Below are 17,490 nucleotides of genomic sequence, written 5' to 3' on the forward strand. Positions count from 1 at the left end.
CCTCAACTCTCACTTACTGTATTTGTCGCCACATGATGCGACGGCTGCCGCCGCCGGATTTTTCCACCAGCGTGCTGATACCGCCACTGGAATCGTTTACGATTTTGCGGGTTGCACCGTTGACGATGGCGTTCAGGGTCGGAATGCCACCGGTGAAAATCACTCCGCTCGACACCGTATCTGTACTGTCGACCACCCCGTCGCCATTGGTATCAAGCACCGCATAGTTGAGCATCTTACCGCTGAATGCCTCCAGCTCGACCAGTTTGCCGGTACCGAAGCTGGCGCACGGGTCCGTAGTGTCCACACTCGCCGTAGTAAAAACGATCCGCCCCAGTATCAGACTGGCCTGATTGATCACCCGCTCGCCGATCAGCGCGTTGTTGTACACCAGTGGCAAATACCAGCCCTTCTCTGTCGGGTAGGTCACGTCGTTCTGGCTGGTGGTGATGAACTGGCCAGTGCTGCCAGAGAACACCCCCGTTACCGCCTGAGCCTGCAAACTGGCCACGGTGATTTGACCTGATCCGCCGTCCGCATCCCACACCGCATAAAATGCCTGTAGATCCTTGTTGGTCTTGTCGGCCGTCTCGTTGAATTTTCCGGTGCCGACAAACACTTCCTTACCGCCCAATGCATTATCCGCCAGCAACGGCTGCGCAGTGATGGGCTGAGTGGCGCCGCCTGCCGTGGTAAACAGCGGTTTGCCGGAAAAGGCTACGCCCCAGGTATCGGGCGCCGTGGCGCTCAGATCGAACTTCCACAACCGCCCTTTCAAGTCGCCGCCATAAGCGGCCTGCACCACATTCTGCGAGTTGACCCTGAGCTTCACCGACGACAGACCATTGGTGGTTTCAGTGCTGTCGACCACGATTTTCTTGATCAACGATCCATCACGCACATCCACCACGTACAACGCAGCGACGCCGGAGTTGCTGCCATAACCGTTAGAGATAAAAGCGGCCCATCGACCATCGGCCAAGCGTGCCACTTCCGGTCGAGCGTAGGCATAACCCAGGTCATTGAACACGTTTGCCGAACTCGGCGTGGTCGGCGCGGCGATTTCCCACAGCGCCTTGAATGCGTTACCCAACGAGGCATCGAACAGTTGCAGCGCATAGAAGACTTTGCCGCCCGCCCCGGTGCCGCCAATGGCCAGGGTTTTCCAGGCGCCGCTGAGTTGGGCATCGAACACACCGACCTGCCCATCGACCAGATACTTGTGGCTCACACCGTTGATGTAGGCTGGATCGGCGATGTACCGCAGCGAGGGCAAAACACTGGACGGCATGTAGGCATAGCGCCTGACACCATTGGCCGAGTTGATGACATTCACAAAACCGTCATTGGCGTTCACCACCAGGCTGGCACTCATATTGGCGGCTTTGGTGTTCAGGAAGGTGCTGTAAGTACTGTCGCCCAGCAGATCGGATGCGGTTTTATCCACAGGGGAGGCCAACACCAGCGGCGAGTTGATGATGTCGCCGAGCAATACGCTACGCACCTTGAGCCCGGTTTTGTTGGTGCCCTTGCTCCACTCCACCAGATCGCTGCCAGTGATGCCGGTGGGCAAGCTCTGACTCAACGATGTCTGCTGCGCCGGGGAGAAACTGCTGTAAGCCAGCGTGACGGCGGAGTTGTTCAGGGTGTTCCAGGATTGAAAGGTCGGTGCGGTGGCACCGGGGACGATGGTGGTGTCGGTGGTCCATTGCACAGCGGCAGTGTTCACCGCTCCACCGGACGTGAAACCAAAGGACTTGAGGGTGCCGCGCCAGTCTTTCGGGTCATAGCTGGTCTGAAAATAGCTGGAACCGCTGGCCAGAGTGGTGCCGCTGGTGACCCCGCTCCCCCCGGAACCAGCCTTGGAAGTGATCTCACTCAACGCTGACGACAATGCGTTGTTGAGCCCCACACTATCGGTCGCCTGATAATACTTGCCCTGCCCATAGCTCGCCGAGTCCGACAGCATTTGATTCGCAGCGGTGAACCCCACGGTGTAGGTGTTCATGTTCTGTTTCGGGAAATCCACCGCGTTCCAGCTTTTGCCGGCCGCGTCGGTGCCGGTGGAGCGCATGTCGATGTCGAACGCGAACTTGGCGATATCGTCGAGATAAAGCGTGTCACCTTCGCCGTCACCATTGAGGTTGTTGCCATCATTGTTCACGCCATCCCAGTTCGGCAGGCGAGCACCTCCCAGCGGATCGTTGGTCGGGAAGCTGCGGTCAAACGTCGGCAGGCCATCGGTGATGACCACACCGTAGTTCTTCTGGCAACGGTACTGGATCGGGCTGGTGTACGTGGCCGGCGTCGAGTTGTAGTACGGCGCCACCCCCCGGAAGTAGCGGGTGATTTCGTAATAGGTTTCCGCCAGTGGCGTATTGGCCACGGCGCTCAAGCCGTTGATGGAGGAGATCAGGTTGTTGTAATTGTTGTCGGCCTGCGATTGGGTCACGCTGCCGCTCACCACCGACAGATCACTGATCGAGCGGGCGATGAAGCCGCCATTGCCGGAGTTGCTGCTATTTACCGGATTGAACGTTGCAAGCCCCATGCGCAGGCCGCGGTTGCTGCTCACCAGTGCCGTGGACACGTTTCGCGCCACGTTCATGCGGTAGTCGTTGGGGATCGAGCCGGTGGTGAAGTCCCGGTTGCTGCCGTTGGCCAACCCCACCAGGTAGGACAGGTAATCGTCGGAGTAGCGGGTGTTTTCATTGCCCACCGGGTCCGGCAACTTCAGGCACAACGGCGCCAGGCTGTTGTTGTAAAACGCGTAGGCCCCACTGGAACAACCGGACTGCGGCAGGCTGGACAGGAAGATCGAATCACCGACGATGTCGCTGCCGCTCAAACACAGCCCGAGGAAAAAATTACATTGCTTGGCGGGCGGGCGCCCCGTGACGGTCGGATCGAACCCGGCGGCGTAAAGGATGCTGTTCATGCTCCCCGAATCGTCGATCAGCAACATCACGTTCGGTGCAACAGCGGCAGCGCTTAACAGCGGTGAATCCGAAGGCGTGAAGGCATACGCCGGGGCCGACAGATAAAGGCCGAACACAATGCCGCAAAACAGCTGCCCAATGCGGGCGCGCCATTCAGTACTTCGCATAGATACTCTCCACGACGCTGCGCGAGTTGCCCGCGATGCCGACGGCGGTCACCCGGTAAAGCGTCGCCGAGGTATTGCTCGGCACATTGACGGCGTTCAGCGTGGTGCCGATGTTCTGCACCCCGTAAAATCCACTGCCGGAAGCGATCCACGTCACACCAGAGCTGGAGTTGAGACCGGCGGCCGTGATGCTTGTGGCCTCGGCCGGCGGTGCACACTGGCTGCAGACCGGCAATGAATAGCTGTCGAGTTGCACCGCGCTTTCACCCACGCGCAACGCCGCTTCGGCCCCCTGAAACGACTGGTTGCGCAGGCTCACACTGCCGGCCATTTTTTCCTGCAGGGTGGCGTTCTGCATCGAAGAAAGGCCGATCAGTGTCAGCAACAGCAGAAACACCAGGCTGACCAGCAGCGCCATGCCACGTTGGGCTTGAGACGTCATGGTGGCCGTCCTCATGGCAGACGGTTGCGCAAGGCGGCAACCACGCTGAAGGTCTGATTGCGTACCCGATTATTCGGGTCGGTGAGGGTCAGGCTCAGACGTACGCTGCGAATGCGCGCCGGGTCCGACGGGTTGCTGCTGTAACTGGAAGCCGCCACATCGGTGGCGGAACTGGCGAGGCCGAAGCTCACGTTGAACGCACTCACGTTGTTCACCAGCACGTACTGGGCGGGCGTGCCGGCGCCGGCGCCCATCAATATCTGGTTGTTGCTGAAGCTGTAGATCAATCGCCGGATCGGAAACGCCAGAAACCCTGTCGCGGGTGTACGTGCGCCGGTGTATGCCGTCGCCAAGTTTCGACAGTCAGACACCACCGTCCAGGTCGGCGCCCCGCCGTTGCCGCCGACATCCGCCGTCACCAGGGTCAGCTTGAGGTTGGCGTTGTCCCAACTGATGGGCGTGATCTGACTGGCGTTGAAGTCACCCGACGAACTCGAATCGGTGATGGTGCCCAGACAGCCGAACATGCCGACCATACGGATTTCCTGAATCATTTTGCTCAACACAAAACGCGCGTCTTCCTGCATCCCGGCGGAGACGTTCTGGCTAACGTAGGTATTTTTCGCCGCGATGAAAATCTGCGCCACGCCCAGGACCACGATCAGGCTCAACGCCAGCGCAATCAGCAACTCGATCAAACCGAACCCTCGGCTGGAGCGGTTCATGGCGTGGACACCGGGTCGACCGTGGCGCGACTGGTCAGGACAAAGCTGCGGCGCGCGCTGGCGATATTGGCGGCGCGCGAGTCATCCCAGGTGATAGTGATGGTGTAGACCCGCTGGTTCAGCGTCACGCTGCCAGTGGCCGTCGCGCCACCGAAATTGACGATGTTGGTGGTGAAGTCGTAGAGGTCCTGGTCCCGGGCGACACTCAGGTTGCCCGAGGTCGGAGGCGTGACGGTGTAATCGGCGGCGGAATTGGCGCGGATGCGGTCCATCATGTCGTAGGCGATAAAACTCGCCTGGCTGGTCATCCGTGAACTGTCGGTGTACTTCAGTGCATTGAGCTGAATCGCCGCCGCCCCCAATAGCCCCACGGTCAGTATCAACAACGCCACCAAGACCTCGATCAGCGTCATGCCCTCCTGTGCACGCTTGCTCCCTTCCCTCATCCGCAACTTCCACCCAATAGAATTCGTCCGTTCAAACACACGTTCAGCGTCCTGTTTTGCGCCCCCGATACATAGTTGATGACCACGGCGGTAGACGGTGCCGACAAACCGCCCAGGTTGTTGAAGTCCAGCGCGGTTACTCCTGAGGTTAGCGACAGAGTGGCGCCGCTGCTCATCGCTGGAACAACCCGCAATACATTGGCCGGTGTGCCAGTACCGTCATAGACCGTCAATTCACCGGTCCACACACTGCCGCCCGCCGTCGGACGGACCCGGGTGGTAATGCCACGGTCGATGGCCTCCAGCCGGGCGAAGTTAAGTCCACGCTGCAAGTCGCCGATTTCGGTGTCGGCCCGGGTGGTTTGCACCGAACGGGTAAACGCCGGCACGGCCAGGGTAATGAGGATCAGAAACACCGCGAGCGTGATCAACAACTCGATCAGCGTGAAACCTTTTGTACGATGATCCATCGGTGCCCTCCGTTGCCGTCGGCTATACCTGCTTCTACACGCTAGAACATTCGACCGGCCCAGGCGGGTTGTTTTGCCATTACTCGCGCAAGGATTGCGCGGGTCACACCACTCCAGGGAGGGAAATGCCATGCATCAGCGAGGTTTCAGCCTGATCGAACTGCTTATGGGACTGGCGATTGCCGCAATTGTTCTGCTGTTGGTCAGTCCGGCGTTCGCAGCACTCACTGAATCGAACCATCGCGAGGCGACGGCGAACGCTCTGGTCAGTGGTATTCGCAATGCCAGAACCTTGGCCATTACACGCAATCAGGCCGTTGTGATTCACGGCATCAACGGGGATTGGGGTCAGGGCTGGCGGATCATTCTGGACATCAGTGGCAAAGGACCAGAGGACAGCAGCAATCCGCTGCTGGTTGAGCGCGTGGATAGCGCTCGGGGAGCGATTGTCGGCAATTGGCCGGTCAGGCGATATGTTCGATTCAGCGGGATCGGCGAACCCCAGATGCCCGGACGGGCGTTTCAAGCGGGGACTGTGCATTTTTGCGCAGCCCGCGAACCGGTCAGCCAGCTCCAGGTGGTGCTGGCCGCTACAGGTCGCGTCAGCCTGCGCAGCGACAAGGCTGAGCAGGCTTTATGTCAGCGTTAAAGCAGGGAACGCACGCGCAGCTCTTTAGGCATGGAGAACGTGATGTTCTCCTCGCGACCGGCCAGTTCATCGGCACCGGTGGCGCCCCATGCCTGCAATTGCTGGATCACGCCCCGCACCAACACTTCCGGAGCGGAGGCACCAGCGGTAATGCCGATACGTTCGACACCCTCAAACCAGCTCTTTTGCAGGTCTTCGGCGCCGTCGATCAGGTAAGCCGGGGTGGCCATGCGCTCGGCCAGTTCACGCAAGCGATTGGAGTTGGAGCTGTTCGGGCTGCCAACTACCAACACCACGTCGCATTCGTCGGCCAGTTGCTTGACCGCGTCCTGACGGTTTTGCGTGGCATAGCAGATGTCGTCCTTGCGCGGACCACCAATCGCCGGGAAACGTGCACGCAGTGCGTCGATCACGCGGCTGGTGTCGTCCATGGACAGGGTGGTCTGGGTCACGAAAGCGAGTTTTTCCGGGTTGCTCACCTGTAACTCGGCGACGTCTTTCTCGTCTTCGACCAGGTAAATCGCACCGCCATTGCTGCCATCGTACTGGCCCATGGTGCCTTCGACTTCCGGATGACCGGCGTGGCCGATGAGGATGCATTCACGACCATCGCGGCTGTAGCGTGCGACTTCGATGTGCACCTTGGTCACCAGTGGGCAGGTTGCGTCGAACACCTTGAGGCCACGGCCGGCGGCTTCGGTACGCACCGCCTGGGAAACGCCGTGGGCACTGAAGATCACGATGACGTCGTCCGGCACCTGATCCAGTTCCTCAACGAAGATCGCCCCGCGAGCACGCAGGTCTTCGACGACGAATTTGTTGTGGACCACTTCGTGGCGCACGTAGATCGGCGGCCCGAATACTTCCAGGGCGCGATTGACGATTTCGATCGCACGGTCCACACCGGCGCAGAAGCCACGGGGGTTGGCGAGTTTGATTTGCATGCTGTGCCTCGTGTCTTGCGCGCAAGAAATTAAAACATTGCAGGAGCTGAGCTTGCTCGCGAAAGCGCTGTGTCAGTCAACATTGATGCTGAATGTGGTGACGCCTTCGAGCAAGCTCTGCTCCTACAGGTGACCGTGTTCGGTCAGTTACAACGATTTGACGCTGATGATCTCGACGTCAAAGGTCAATGTCTTGCCGGCCAGCGGGTGGTTGAAGTCGATGGTCACTTGCTCGTCATCGAATTCTTTCACCACGCCAGGCAGCTCAGTATTCGCCGCATCGTTGAAGATCACCAGCAAACCCGGTGACAGCTCCATGTCCTTGAACTGCGAACGCGGGATGATCTGTACGTTTTGCGGGTTCGGCTGGCCGAAAGCGTTTTCCGGCTGAATGGTCAGCGTACGCTTGTCGCCTGCCTTGAAGCCGAACAGTGCCGCTTCGAAACCTGGCAACAGGTTGCCGTCGCCGACCTGGAAGGTCGCCGGGGCTTTGTCGAAGGTGCTGTCGACGGTGTCGCCGTTCTCCAGGCGCAGTGCAAAGTGCAAGGTGACTTCCGTGTTCTGGCGGATGCGTTGCTCAGCCAATACCTGTTCAGTCATGAACGGTTTCTCCGGTCTTCTTACTTTTGAACATATCCAGTGCCAGCATCACCGCACCGACAGTAATTGCGCTGTCGGCAAAGTTGAACGCCGGGAAATACCAGCGGTTCTGCCAATGCACCAGAATGAAATCGATCACATGGCCCAGGGCGATGCGGTCATACAAATTGCCCAGCGCGCCACCCAGCACCAGCGCCAGCGCGACGGCCAGCCAGGTTTCGTTGCGCCCAAGACGCTTGAGCCATACCACCAGCACCGCGCTGACCACCACGGCGATCAGGGCGAACAGCCAGCGCTGCCAGCCGGAGCTGTCAGCCAGGAAGCTGAACGCAGCGCCGGTGTTATAAGCCAGGGTCCAGCTGAAGTAATCGGGGATCACCACGATTTGCTGGTACATCTGGAGCTTGCCTTCGAAGTAGAACTTGCTGACCTGGTCGATGACCAGGACCAGCAAACTCAACCAGAGCCAGCTCAGCCGTCCGAAACGGCCAACGGCATTAGGCATAGTGACGAACCTCGCCAGCGCCGCTGATGTTGTCGACGCAACGACCGCAGATTTCCGGATGCTCCGGGTTCACGCCGACGTCTTCACGGCAGTGCCAGCAACGGGCGCACTTGGCGTGGCTGGACTTGACCACTTGCAGCTTCAAGCCGCTGACTTCGGTGACTACCGCATCGGCCGGTGCCAGTACAAACGGCGCAACGGTCGCGGTCGAGGTGATCAGCACGAAGCGCAGTTCGTTGCTCAGTTTGGCCAGGTCGGCGCTCAGCGCGTCATCGGCAAACAGCGTCACTTCGGCTTGCAGGTTGCCACCGACGGCCTTGGCCGCGCGCTGGATTTCCATTTCCTTGTTGACGGCTACCTTGACGGCCATGATCCGCTCCCAGTAGGCGCGGTCCAGCTCGACGCCTTCCGGCAGCTCGGTCAGACCTTCGTACCAGGTGTTGAGCATCACCGACTCGTTACGCTCGCCCGGCAGGTATTCCCACAGTTCGTCAGCGGTGAACGCGAGGATCGGCGCGATCCAGCGCACCAGCGCTTCGGAGATGTGGTACAGCGCGGTTTGCGCCGAACGACGGGCCTTGCTGTTGGCGCCAGTGGTGTACTGACGGTCCTTGATGATGTCGAGGTAGAAACCACCCAGCTCCTGCACGCAGAAGTTGTGGATCTTGGAGTAGACGTTCCAGAAGCGGTATTCGCCGTAGTGCTCTTGCAGCTCGCGTTGCAGCAACAGGGTGCGGTCCACGGCCCAACGGTCCAGCGCCAGCATGTCTTCGGCCGGCAGGATGTCGGTGGCCGGGTTGAAACCGGTCAGGTTCGAGAGCAGGAAGCGCGCGGTGTTACGGATACGCCGGTAGGCGTCCGCACTGCGCTGCAGGATCTGCTCGGACACAGCCATTTCACCCGAGTAATCGGTGGAAGCCACCCACAGACGCATGATGTCGGCGCCCAGGGTGTCGTTGACCTTTTGCGGAGCAATCACGTTGCCCAACGATTTGGACATCTTGCGACCGGACTCATCGACAGTGAAGCCGTGGGTCAGCAGTTCGCGGTACGGCGCGTGGTTGTCGATGGCGCAACCGGTCAGCAACGACGAGTGGAACCAGCCACGGTGTTGGTCCGAGCCTTCCAGGTACAGGTCGGCACGTGGACCGGTTTCGTGGCCCATCGGGTGCGAACCGCGCAGGACGTGCCAGTGCGTGGTGCCCGAATCGAACCAGACGTCCAGGGTGTCGCTGATTTTGTCGTAAAGCGGCGCTTCGTCACCGAGCAGTTCGGCGGCGTCCATCTTGAACCAGGCTTCGATGCCTTCGACTTCGACGCGCTTGGCAACTTCTTCCATCAGCTCGGCAGTGCGTGGGTGCAGTTCGCCGCTTTCCTTGTTCAGGAAGAACGGGATCGGCACGCCCCAGTTGCGCTGACGGGAGATGCACCAGTCGGGACGGTTGGCGATCATCGAGTGCAGGCGCGCCTGGCCCCAGGCCGGAACGAACTTGGTGTCTTCGATGGCTTTGATCGCCCGCTTGCGCAGGGTGTCGCCGGTCGCAGGCTCTTTGTCCATGCCGATGAACCACTGCGCGGTGGCGCGGTAGATCAACGGGGTCTTGTGACGCCAGCAGTGCATGTAGCTGTGTTCGATGATGGTGGTGTGCAGCAGCGCACCGACTTCAGTCAGTTTATCGACGATGGCCGGGTTGGCTTTCCAGATGAACTGGCCGCCAAAGAACTCCAGCGACGGCACATAAACGCCGTTGCTTTGTACCGGATTGAGGATGTCGTCGTTGACCATGCCGTACTTCTTGCAGGTCACAAAGTCGTCCACGCCGTAGGCCGGTGCGGAGTGAACCACGCCGGTGCCAGCGCCCAGTTCAACGTACTCGGCCAGGTAAACCGGCGACAGGCGATCGTAGAACGGGTGACGGAAATTGATCAGTTCCAGTTCTTTACCGGTGGTGGTCGCGATGACCGAACCTTCCAGGCTGTAACGGGCCAGGCACGACTCGACCAGCTCTTCCGCCAGTACCAGCAGCTTGTCGCCGACGTCGACCAGGGCGTAGTTGAATTCCGGGTGAACGTTCAGCGCCTGGTTGGCCGGGATGGTCCACGGGGTGGTGGTCCAGATCACGATCGAAGCCGGCTTGTCCAGCGACGACAGACCGAATGCGGCAGCCAGTTTGGCTTCGTCGGCGATCGGGAACGCTACGTCGATGGTCGAGGACTTCTTGTTCTCGTACTCGACTTCCGCTTCAGCCAGGGCCGAACCGCAGTCGAAGCACCAGTTCACAGGCTTGAGGCCCTTGAACACGAAGCCGCCCTTGACGATTTCAGCCAGGGCACGGATTTCACCGGCTTCGTTCTTGAAGTCCATGGTCTTGTACGGGTTGGCGAAGTCGCCCAACACGCCCAGACGGATGAATTCGGATTTCTGCCCTTCGATCTGCTCGGTGGCGTAGGCACGGCACAGTTCGCGGGTCTTGTCCGCGCCCAGGTTCTTGCCGTGGGTCACTTCGACTTTGTGCTCGATCGGCAGGCCGTGGCAGTCCCAGCCCGGAACATAAGGCGCATCGAAACCCGACAGGGTCTTCGAGCGGATGATCATGTCCTTGAGAATCTTGTTCAACGCATGACCGATGTGAATCGTGCCGTTGGCGTACGGAGGACCGTCGTGAAGTACGAACTTCGGACGATCCTTGCCAATCTCGCGCAACTTACCGTACAGGCCAATGCTGTCCCAGCGCTGCAGAATCTGCGGTTCGCGCTGAGGCAGGCCGGCCTTCATTGGGAAGGCGGTGTCCGGAAGGTTTAGCGTGGCTTTATAGTCGGTCATTTAAGGCTCTTCATTAGCGATTGGCGCTAGGTGCGACAGGGCACGGGCGGCGGCGACATCCGCATTGATCGCCGTCTTAAGCGCCTCCAGAGAGGCGAAACGCTGCTCTTCACGCAGCTTGTGGTGGAAGACCACCGTCAAACGCCGGTCATACAGATCGCCGGCAAAATCTAAAAGATGCACTTCGAGGTGGGCTTTGCCATCCCCTTGGACCGTTGGCCGCACGCCGATATTGGCGACGCCTGGCCAGGTCTTGCCGTCGATGTCGACGTTGACCAGGTAAACCCCGGTCAGCGGCACGCGACGACGCTTGAGTTGTATGTTGGCCGTGGGCGTACCCAGCTGGCGCGCCAGCTTCTGGCCATGTAGCACCCGGCCAGTAATCTGGAACGGCCGCCCGAGCAGTCGCTCGGCCAGGACGAAATCGGCAGCGGCCAGGGCATTGCGGACCTGGGTGCTGCTGACGCGAATGCCGTCCAGTTCGACGGTTTGCGCAGCTTCCACGGTAAAGCCCTGAACGATGCCGGCCTGTTGCAGGAAATCGAAATCGCCAACGCGGTCACAGCCGAAGCGGAAGTCGTCACCGACCTCAAGGTGCTGCACACCAAGGCCGTCCACCAGAATGGTATCGACGAATTCGCTGGCGCTGAGCTTGCTCAGCCGCTGGTTGAAGGCCAGGCACAGGACGCGGTCGACACCTTCGTCGGCCAGCAGCTGCAGTTTGTCCCGCAGCCGGGCCAGACGGGCCGGGGCCGTGTCCGGGGCGAAGAATTCTCGCGGCTGCGGCTCAAAAATCACCACGCAGCTCGGCACGCCCAACTCGAGCGCACGTTCACGCAGCCTCGCCAGGATAGCCTGGTGGCCACGGTGAACACCGTCAAAGTTGCCAATAGTGGCGACACAGCCCCGATGCTGGGGGCGCAGATTTTGGAGGCCTCGAACCAGCTGCATAACGCGCTTCTTGCTCATAAAGTGGTCGATTATAACCACACCCGGCGGCCGACGACAGGCAACACCGTAACCAAAGTGATCGAGCCGACAAAACCACCGGCTCGCCCGTGTTTATCGAGACTGCAACCTCAGCTCAATGCCTTGCGATTGAAGTCGCGCAAACGGAAGCCCATCAGCAGCAACATTCCGAAGTAAGCGACGATGCCGGCGGCGATCAAGGCGCCCAGACGCAGGAATCTTTCAAGCATATGCCCTTGATCCCATGCCGGCATAAAGTGCATCCCGACCAGCAATACGGCGGACATCACCAACACGGCGATAACGAGCTTGGCGCCGAACTTCGCCCAGCCCGGCTGCGGTTGGTACATCTGCTGCTTGCGCAGTTGATAGAACAACAGCCCGGCGTTGATGCAGGCACCGGCACTGATGGCCAGGGCCAGGCCGGCGTGGGCCAGCGGACCGATCAGCATCAGGTTGAACAACTGCGTAACCACCAGGGTGAAAATGGCGATTTTTACCGGCGTGCGGATGTTTTGTTGCGCATAAAAGCCCGGTGCCAGCACTTTGATCACGATAATCCCGAGCAAACCGACGGAATAAGCGATCAGTGCACGCTGGGTCATCGACGCATCAAAGGCACTGAACTGGCCGTACTGGAACAGCGAAACGGTCAGCGGCTCAGCCAGGATCCCGAGCGCCAGCGAACACGGCAACACCAGGACGAAGCACAGGCGCAGGCCCCAGTCGAGGATCCGCGAATATTCGTGACGGTCCTTGCTGGCGTAGGTTTTGGCCAGCGTCGGCAACAGAATCGTGCCCAGCGCCACACCCAATACGCCGGACGGCAACTCCATCAGGCGGTCGGCGTAATACATCCAGGACACGGAACCGGCCACCAGGAAGGACGCGAAAATGGTGTTGATGATCAGGGAAATCTGGCTGACCGATACGCCGAGAATCGCCGGCAGCATCTGCTTCATGACCCGCCACACGCCGCTGTCGCGCAGGTTCAGACGCGGCAACACCAGCATGCCGATCTTTTTCAGGTGCGGCAGCTGGTAAAGCAATTGCGCCAGGCCACCCACCAGAACCGCCCATCCGAGCGCCATGACCGGCGGATCGAAGTACGGCGTCAGGAACACCGAAAAGACGATCATGCTGACGTTGAGCAAGGTCGGCACAAAGGCCGGCACCGAAAAACGGTTGTAGGTATTGAGGATCGCACCGGCCAGGGACGACAGGGAAATCAGCAATATGTAGGGAAAGGTCACCCGTAACAGGCTGGAGGTCAGCTCAAATTTTTCCGGTGTATCGGTAAAACCCGGCGCCGTTGCCCAGATAACCCAGGGCGCTGCAATCATCCCCAGTGCCGTGACCAGCGCCAGCACGAGTGTCAGCAGGCCCGAGACGTAGGCAATGAATGTTCGCGTCGCCTCCTCGCCCTTCTGGCTTTTGTATTCGGCCAGAATCGGCACGAAGGCTTGGGAAAACGCCCCCTCGGCGAAGATTCGCCGCAACAGATTGGGCAATTTGAAGGCGATAAAGAAGGCGTCCGTCGCCATCCCGGCACCAAATGTACGTGCGATCAGCGTGTCACGAACAAACCCCAAAACCCGGGAAATCATCGTGATAGAGCTGACGGCGGCCAACGATTTGAGCAGATTCATTGAAAGAGTTTGTGCCTGTCGATAAACAGCAGGCGAACAAAGCGCCTACTTATGCGATACTCCGCGCCGCAGCAGCACAGAGCCAAAGCTCGCGAGTTTACAGGTCAAGCGCCGGAAATAAATATCCCGCCTCTTTATACCTACCACTTAGCGGAACGTCTCAACCGCCCTTGACAAGACATCAACTCATCGGCATGATTCGCGGCCTATTTTGTTTGCTATTTCCTAAAAAGTCTTTCGAGGAGCTCGACGGTGGCCAACACACCTTCCGCCAAAAAACGTGCAAAACAGGCTGAGAAGCGTCGCAGCCACAACGCCAGCCTGCGTTCCATGGTTCGTACCTACATCAAGAATGTAGTTAAAGCCATCGACGCAAAAGACGCTGCTAAAGCTCAAGCTGCTTACGTTCTGGCCGTGCCAGTTATCGACCGTATGGCCGATAAAGGCATCATCCACAAGAACAAGGCTGCTCGTCATAAGAGCCGCCTGAACGGTCACGTCAAGGCTCTGAACCTTGCTGTTGCCGCATAAGCGATAAGCTTGTTGAAAAACCGACCTCAGGGTCGGTTTTTTATTGCCTGCGATTTAACAGACACCATACAAAAAAATGCAGGAGCGAGCCTGCTCGCGATAGCGGTGCAACATTCAACACTGATGTCGACTGTTGCACCGCTATCGCGAGCAGGCTCACTCCCACATTTGGTTTTGCGTCAGATTATTGAGCGTGCGCCCACGGCAGGATCGGGATCGCCGTCACCGCATTCTGCGGACTACCCTCGATCAAGCGATCGCTGTAGACCAGATACACCAGCGTATTGCGCTTCTTGTCGAGGAAGCGCACCACCTGCATGGTCTTGAACACCAGCGACGTGCGCTCCTTGAACACCTCATCACCATCCTTCAGCTCACCCTTGAAACTGATGGGACCGACCTGGCGGCAAGCAATGGAGGCCTCGGCGCGATCTTCCGCCAGGCCCAAACCACCCTTCACGCCTCCAGTCTTGGCGCGCGACAGGTAGCACGTCACGCCGTCGACCTTAGGATCATCAAACGCCTCGACGACAATCCGGTCGTTCGGCCCGACGAATTTGAACACCGTCGACACTTGACCAATTTCCTCAGCCGAAGCCAGCAGCGGCATCGCCAGCAGCAGACCCAATAATCCTTTTGCCACACGCATTCAAATATTCCTTCAGACCAGAATCAGGTTATCGCGGTGAACCAGTTCCGGCTCAGCCATGTAACCCAACAGACCGACAATCGCCTCAGACGACTGACCGATGATTTTTTGTGCTTCCAGCGCACTGTAGTTGGCCAGGCCACGGGCGATCTCGCGACCATCCGGCGCCACGCACACCACCATTTCGCCGCGACGGAAGCTGCCCTGTACCAGCTTGACCCCCACCGGCAGCAAACTTTTATGGTCCTGGGCCAGCGCTTTCACCGCACCACCGTCCAGCACCAGCGTGCCACGGGTTTGCAGGTGCCCGGCCAGCCACTGCTTGCGCGCCGCCAGCATGCCACGCTCAGGCGAGAGCAAGGTGCCGATGCGCTCACCCGCCTTCAGGCGATCCAGCACGCGCTCAATGCGCCCACCAACGATGATGGTGTGCGCCCCGGAACGAGCTGCCAGACGCGCCGCACGCAATTTTGTCTGCATACCGCCACGCCCCAGCGCACCGCCAGTACCGCCCGCCACCGCATCCAGCGCCGGATCATCAGCGCGCGCCTCGTAAATCAGGTTGGCGTCAGGGTTGTTGCGCGGATCGGCGTCGAACATGCCATCGCGATCCGTGAGGATCACCAGCAAATCAGCTTCAACCAGGTTAGCCACCAGCGCCGCCAGCGTGTCGTTGTCGCCAAATCGGATTTCATCGGTCACCACGGTGTCGTTTTCGTTGATCACCGGGATCACTTTCAGCTCAACCAGGGCGCGCAAGGTGCTGCGGGCGTTCAGGTAGCGCTTGCGATCGGACAAGTCATCGTGCGTCAGGAGAATCTGCGCGGTGTGCCGGCCATGCTCGGCAAAGCTCGACTCCCAGGCCTGCACCAACCCCATCTGACCGATGGCGGCGGCGGCCTGCAACTCGTGCATCGCGCTGGGTCGTACGGTCCAGCCCAAGCGGCTCATGCCCGCGGCCACAGCCCCGGAAGACACCAACACCAGCTCGACGCCAGCTTCATGCAAAGCCACCATCTGCTCGACCCAGACACCCATTGCCGCGCGATCCAGGCCCTTGCCGTCCGCTGTCAGCAAAGCGCTGCCGATCTTCACGACCCAACGCTGCGCACCTGTCACCTTGCTCCGCATCATCTTCAACCTTAGCTTGAGGACAGCGCGACCTGGCACTGCCCGTGACGTTAATCGTGGCTATTACTGACCAACGATCGATTTCCAGATACTAAAACGCCGCTCGATTGAGCGGCGCTTAAGTTTACTGCAACGAATCAGTCACGCACGTAAATGATTTCCGGACCGTCTTCGTCATCCACATCTTCTTCGTCCCAATCATCGTCGCCGATGTCATGGACCGACTTCACGCCACTACGGCGCAGGGCACGCTGGTCATCCAGGGCCTGCAGCTGAGCACGAGCTTCGTCTTCGATGCGCTGATCGAGCTCTGCCAGCTCTTCCTTGTAGGCAGGGTCGGCAGCCAGACGATCAGCACGATCTTCCATGTAACGCATGATGTCGTGGCACAGACGCTCAGTGCCAAGCTTGGAGATGGCCGAGATCACGTAGACCGGACCAGTCCATTCCAGACGATCAACGATCTCCTTGACGCGAGCATCGTGTTCTTCTTCAAGGATCTGGTCGCACTTGTTCAGCACCAACCAACGATCACGCTCAGCCAGGGACGGGCTGAACTTGGTCAGCTCGCTGACGATCACCTCAGCCGCATCCGGTGCGCTGGTGTCATCCAGTGGCGCCATGTCCACGAGGTGCAGCAGCAAACGGGTACGCGACAAGTGCTTGAGGAAGCGAATCCCCAGGCCAGCGCCATCGGAAGCGCCTTCGATCAGACCCGGAATGTCCGCGACCACGAAGCTCTTCCAGCGATCGACGCTGACCACACCCAGGTTCGGCACCAAGGTGGTGAACGGGTAGTCGGCGACTTTCGGCTTGGCGGCCGACACCGAGCGAATGAAGGTACTTTTGCCGGCGTTCGGCAAGCCCAGCAGACCGACGTCCGCCAGCACTTTCATTTCCAGCTTGAGGTCACGCGCCTCACCCGGCTTACCCGGAGTGGTCTGACGCGGAGCACGGTTGGTACTGGATTTGAAACGGGTATTGCCCAGGCCGTGCCAGCCGCCGTGAGCCACCAGCAACTTCTGGCCGGCCTTGGTCAGGTCGCCGATCACCTCTTGAGTGGCCGCATCGATGACGGTGGTGCCCACCGGCACGCGCAGTACCAGCTCTTCACCTTTCTTGCCGGTGCAGTCGGTGCTGCCGCCGTTGGAACCGCGCTCAGCGTCGAAGTGACGGGTGTAACGGTAGTCGACCAGGGTGTTGAGGTTTTCGTCGGCGATCATGTAGACCGAGCCGCCATCACCACCGTCACCGCCGTTCGGGCCGCCGTTTTCAATGAATTTCTCGCGACGGAAGCTCATGCAACCGTTGCCGCCGTCGCCGGCCTTTACTCGAATCGATACTTCATCAACAAACTTCATAACAAAACGCCTCTCGCCATACGGACGAGCCGAAAAAATCTAGACATAAGACTCTTGCAAAAATGAGCGCAGCGACCTCAATCAACGACCGCAAAAACCTGCGCTGGAGCCCATCACAAACAGCTTTGCAAGAGACTCACCCCACAAACGAAAAAGCCCCGTCGCAAGACAGGGCTTTTCCAGCAACCACGTAATTATGCCGCGACGACGTCAGTCTTCGGAACAATGCTTACGTAACGGCGATTGAAAGCGCCTTTTACTTCAAACTTGATCACGCCGTCGATTTTAGCGAACAGAGTGTGATCTTTACCCATGCCAACACCGTAACCGGCGTGGAATTGGGTGCCGCGCTGACGCACGATGATGTTGCCCGGAATGATAACCTGGCCGCCATACATCTTCACGCCAAGGCGTTTGGCTTCTGAGTCGCGACCGTTACGGGTACTACCACCAGCTTTTTTGTGTGCCATGAGTCAATTCTCCTAGTGA

At 59.4% G+C, this 17,490-nt stretch carries 17 protein-coding genes; 2 read left to right on the plus strand and 15 right to left on the minus strand.

Annotated features, from left to right (window positions below):
- Window positions 1-13 precede the first annotated feature (13 nt).
- Genes D882_RS0116065 through D882_RS0116085 form a run of 5 tightly spaced genes read right to left on the minus strand, consistent with a single transcriptional unit; the run spans window position 14 to window position 5,189 of the window.
- Window positions 14-3,106: a pilus assembly protein gene (locus D882_RS0116065; protein WP_027924187.1), complete on the minus strand. Its 3,093-nt coding sequence runs from the start codon at window positions 3,104-3,106 to the stop codon at window positions 14-16.
- A complete protein-coding gene (locus D882_RS0116070; protein WP_027924188.1) occupies window positions 3,093-3,563 on the minus strand; it encodes a PilX N-terminal domain-containing pilus assembly protein in 471 nt (156 codons plus the stop codon). Before D882_RS0116070 ends, D882_RS0116065 begins: the two co-directional genes overlap by 14 nt.
- Window positions 3,560-4,273 carry a PilW family protein gene (locus D882_RS0116075; RefSeq protein ID WP_027924189.1) on the minus strand — a complete coding sequence of 238 codons (714 nt, stop codon included), beginning with the start codon at window positions 4,271-4,273 and terminating at the stop codon, window positions 3,560-3,562. Before D882_RS0116075 ends, D882_RS0116070 begins: the two co-directional genes overlap by 4 nt.
- Window positions 4,270-4,719, minus strand: a complete 450-nt coding sequence (gene pilV / locus D882_RS0116080) for a type IV pilus modification protein PilV (RefSeq protein ID WP_027924190.1) — start codon at window positions 4,717-4,719, stop codon at window positions 4,270-4,272. Before pilV ends, D882_RS0116075 begins: the two co-directional genes overlap by 4 nt.
- On the minus strand, window positions 4,716-5,189 hold the full coding sequence (locus D882_RS0116085; protein ID WP_027924191.1) for a GspH/FimT family pseudopilin: 474 nt from the start codon (window positions 5,187-5,189) through the stop codon (window positions 4,716-4,718). Before D882_RS0116085 ends, pilV begins: the two co-directional genes overlap by 4 nt.
- Window positions 5,190-5,319: 130 nt before the next feature.
- On the opposite strand from D882_RS0116085, the gene D882_RS0116090 reads away from it, so the two are divergent.
- Window positions 5,320-5,838, plus strand: a complete 519-nt coding sequence (locus tag D882_RS0116090; RefSeq protein WP_027924192.1) for a GspH/FimT family pseudopilin — start codon at window positions 5,320-5,322, stop codon at window positions 5,836-5,838.
- On the opposite strand, the gene ispH is transcribed toward D882_RS0116090, so the two are convergent.
- The 6 genes from ispH to murJ form a co-directional block, all read right to left on the minus strand.
- Complete coding sequence (gene ispH, locus D882_RS0116095) at window positions 5,835-6,782, minus strand: 4-hydroxy-3-methylbut-2-enyl diphosphate reductase (RefSeq protein ID WP_027924193.1); 948 nt, start codon at window positions 6,780-6,782, stop codon at window positions 5,835-5,837. The two genes, D882_RS0116090 and ispH, sit on opposite strands and share 4 nt — an antisense overlap.
- 147 nt (window positions 6,783-6,929) lie before the next feature.
- Window positions 6,930-7,367: an FKBP-type peptidyl-prolyl cis-trans isomerase gene (gene fkpB, locus D882_RS0116100; protein ID WP_010467538.1), complete on the minus strand. Its 438-nt coding sequence runs from the start codon at window positions 7,365-7,367 to the stop codon at window positions 6,930-6,932.
- 7 nt (window positions 7,368-7,374) lie between these two features.
- A complete protein-coding gene (lspA, locus tag D882_RS0116105) occupies window positions 7,375-7,887 on the minus strand; it encodes a signal peptidase II (protein ID WP_027924195.1) in 513 nt (170 codons plus the stop codon).
- Window positions 7,880-10,711 (minus strand): isoleucine--tRNA ligase, encoded by a 2,832-nt coding sequence (ileS, locus tag D882_RS0116110; RefSeq protein ID WP_027924196.1) that lies wholly within the window; start codon window positions 10,709-10,711, stop codon window positions 7,880-7,882. Before ileS ends, lspA begins: the two co-directional genes overlap by 8 nt.
- A complete protein-coding gene (ribF, locus tag D882_RS0116115; protein ID WP_027924197.1) occupies window positions 10,712-11,662 on the minus strand; it encodes a bifunctional riboflavin kinase/FAD synthetase in 951 nt (316 codons plus the stop codon).
- Window positions 11,663-11,790: 128 nt separating this feature from the next.
- Window positions 11,791-13,329 carry a murein biosynthesis integral membrane protein MurJ gene (murJ, locus tag D882_RS0116120; RefSeq protein ID WP_027924198.1) on the minus strand — a complete coding sequence of 513 codons (1,539 nt, stop codon included), beginning with the start codon at window positions 13,327-13,329 and terminating at the stop codon, window positions 11,791-11,793.
- Between the two features lie 252 nt (window positions 13,330-13,581).
- Here murJ and rpsT point away from each other — a divergent pair, with 252 nt between their 5' ends.
- A complete protein-coding gene (gene rpsT, locus D882_RS0116125) occupies window positions 13,582-13,860 on the plus strand; it encodes a 30S ribosomal protein S20 (RefSeq protein WP_007942340.1) in 279 nt (92 codons plus the stop codon).
- Between the two features lie 184 nt (window positions 13,861-14,044).
- Here the strand turns inward: rpsT and D882_RS0116130 are convergent, their stop codons facing one another.
- The 4 genes from D882_RS0116130 to rpmA form a co-directional block, all read right to left on the minus strand.
- The gene (locus tag D882_RS0116130) at window positions 14,045-14,509 is read right to left on the minus strand and encodes a CreA family protein (protein ID WP_008022496.1); all 465 of its coding nucleotides are present in this window, start codon (window positions 14,507-14,509) and stop codon (window positions 14,045-14,047) included.
- Window positions 14,510-14,521: 12 nt separating this feature from the next.
- Window positions 14,522-15,640: a glutamate 5-kinase gene (gene proB / locus D882_RS0116135; protein WP_027924199.1), complete on the minus strand. Its 1,119-nt coding sequence runs from the start codon at window positions 15,638-15,640 to the stop codon at window positions 14,522-14,524.
- Window positions 15,641-15,777: 137 nt separating this feature from the next.
- The gene (gene cgtA, locus D882_RS0116140) at window positions 15,778-17,001 is read right to left on the minus strand and encodes an Obg family GTPase CgtA (RefSeq protein WP_027924200.1); all 1,224 of its coding nucleotides are present in this window, start codon (window positions 16,999-17,001) and stop codon (window positions 15,778-15,780) included.
- Window positions 17,002-17,195: 194 nt separating this feature from the next.
- Complete coding sequence (gene rpmA / locus D882_RS0116145; RefSeq protein WP_007943982.1) at window positions 17,196-17,471, minus strand: 50S ribosomal protein L27; 276 nt, start codon at window positions 17,469-17,471, stop codon at window positions 17,196-17,198.
- Window positions 17,472-17,490 lie beyond the last annotated feature (19 nt).

Source organism: Pseudomonas sp. URMO17WK12:I12 (assembly GCF_000514395.1).
GTDB lineage: Bacteria > Pseudomonadota > Gammaproteobacteria > Pseudomonadales > Pseudomonadaceae > Aquipseudomonas > Aquipseudomonas mucoides.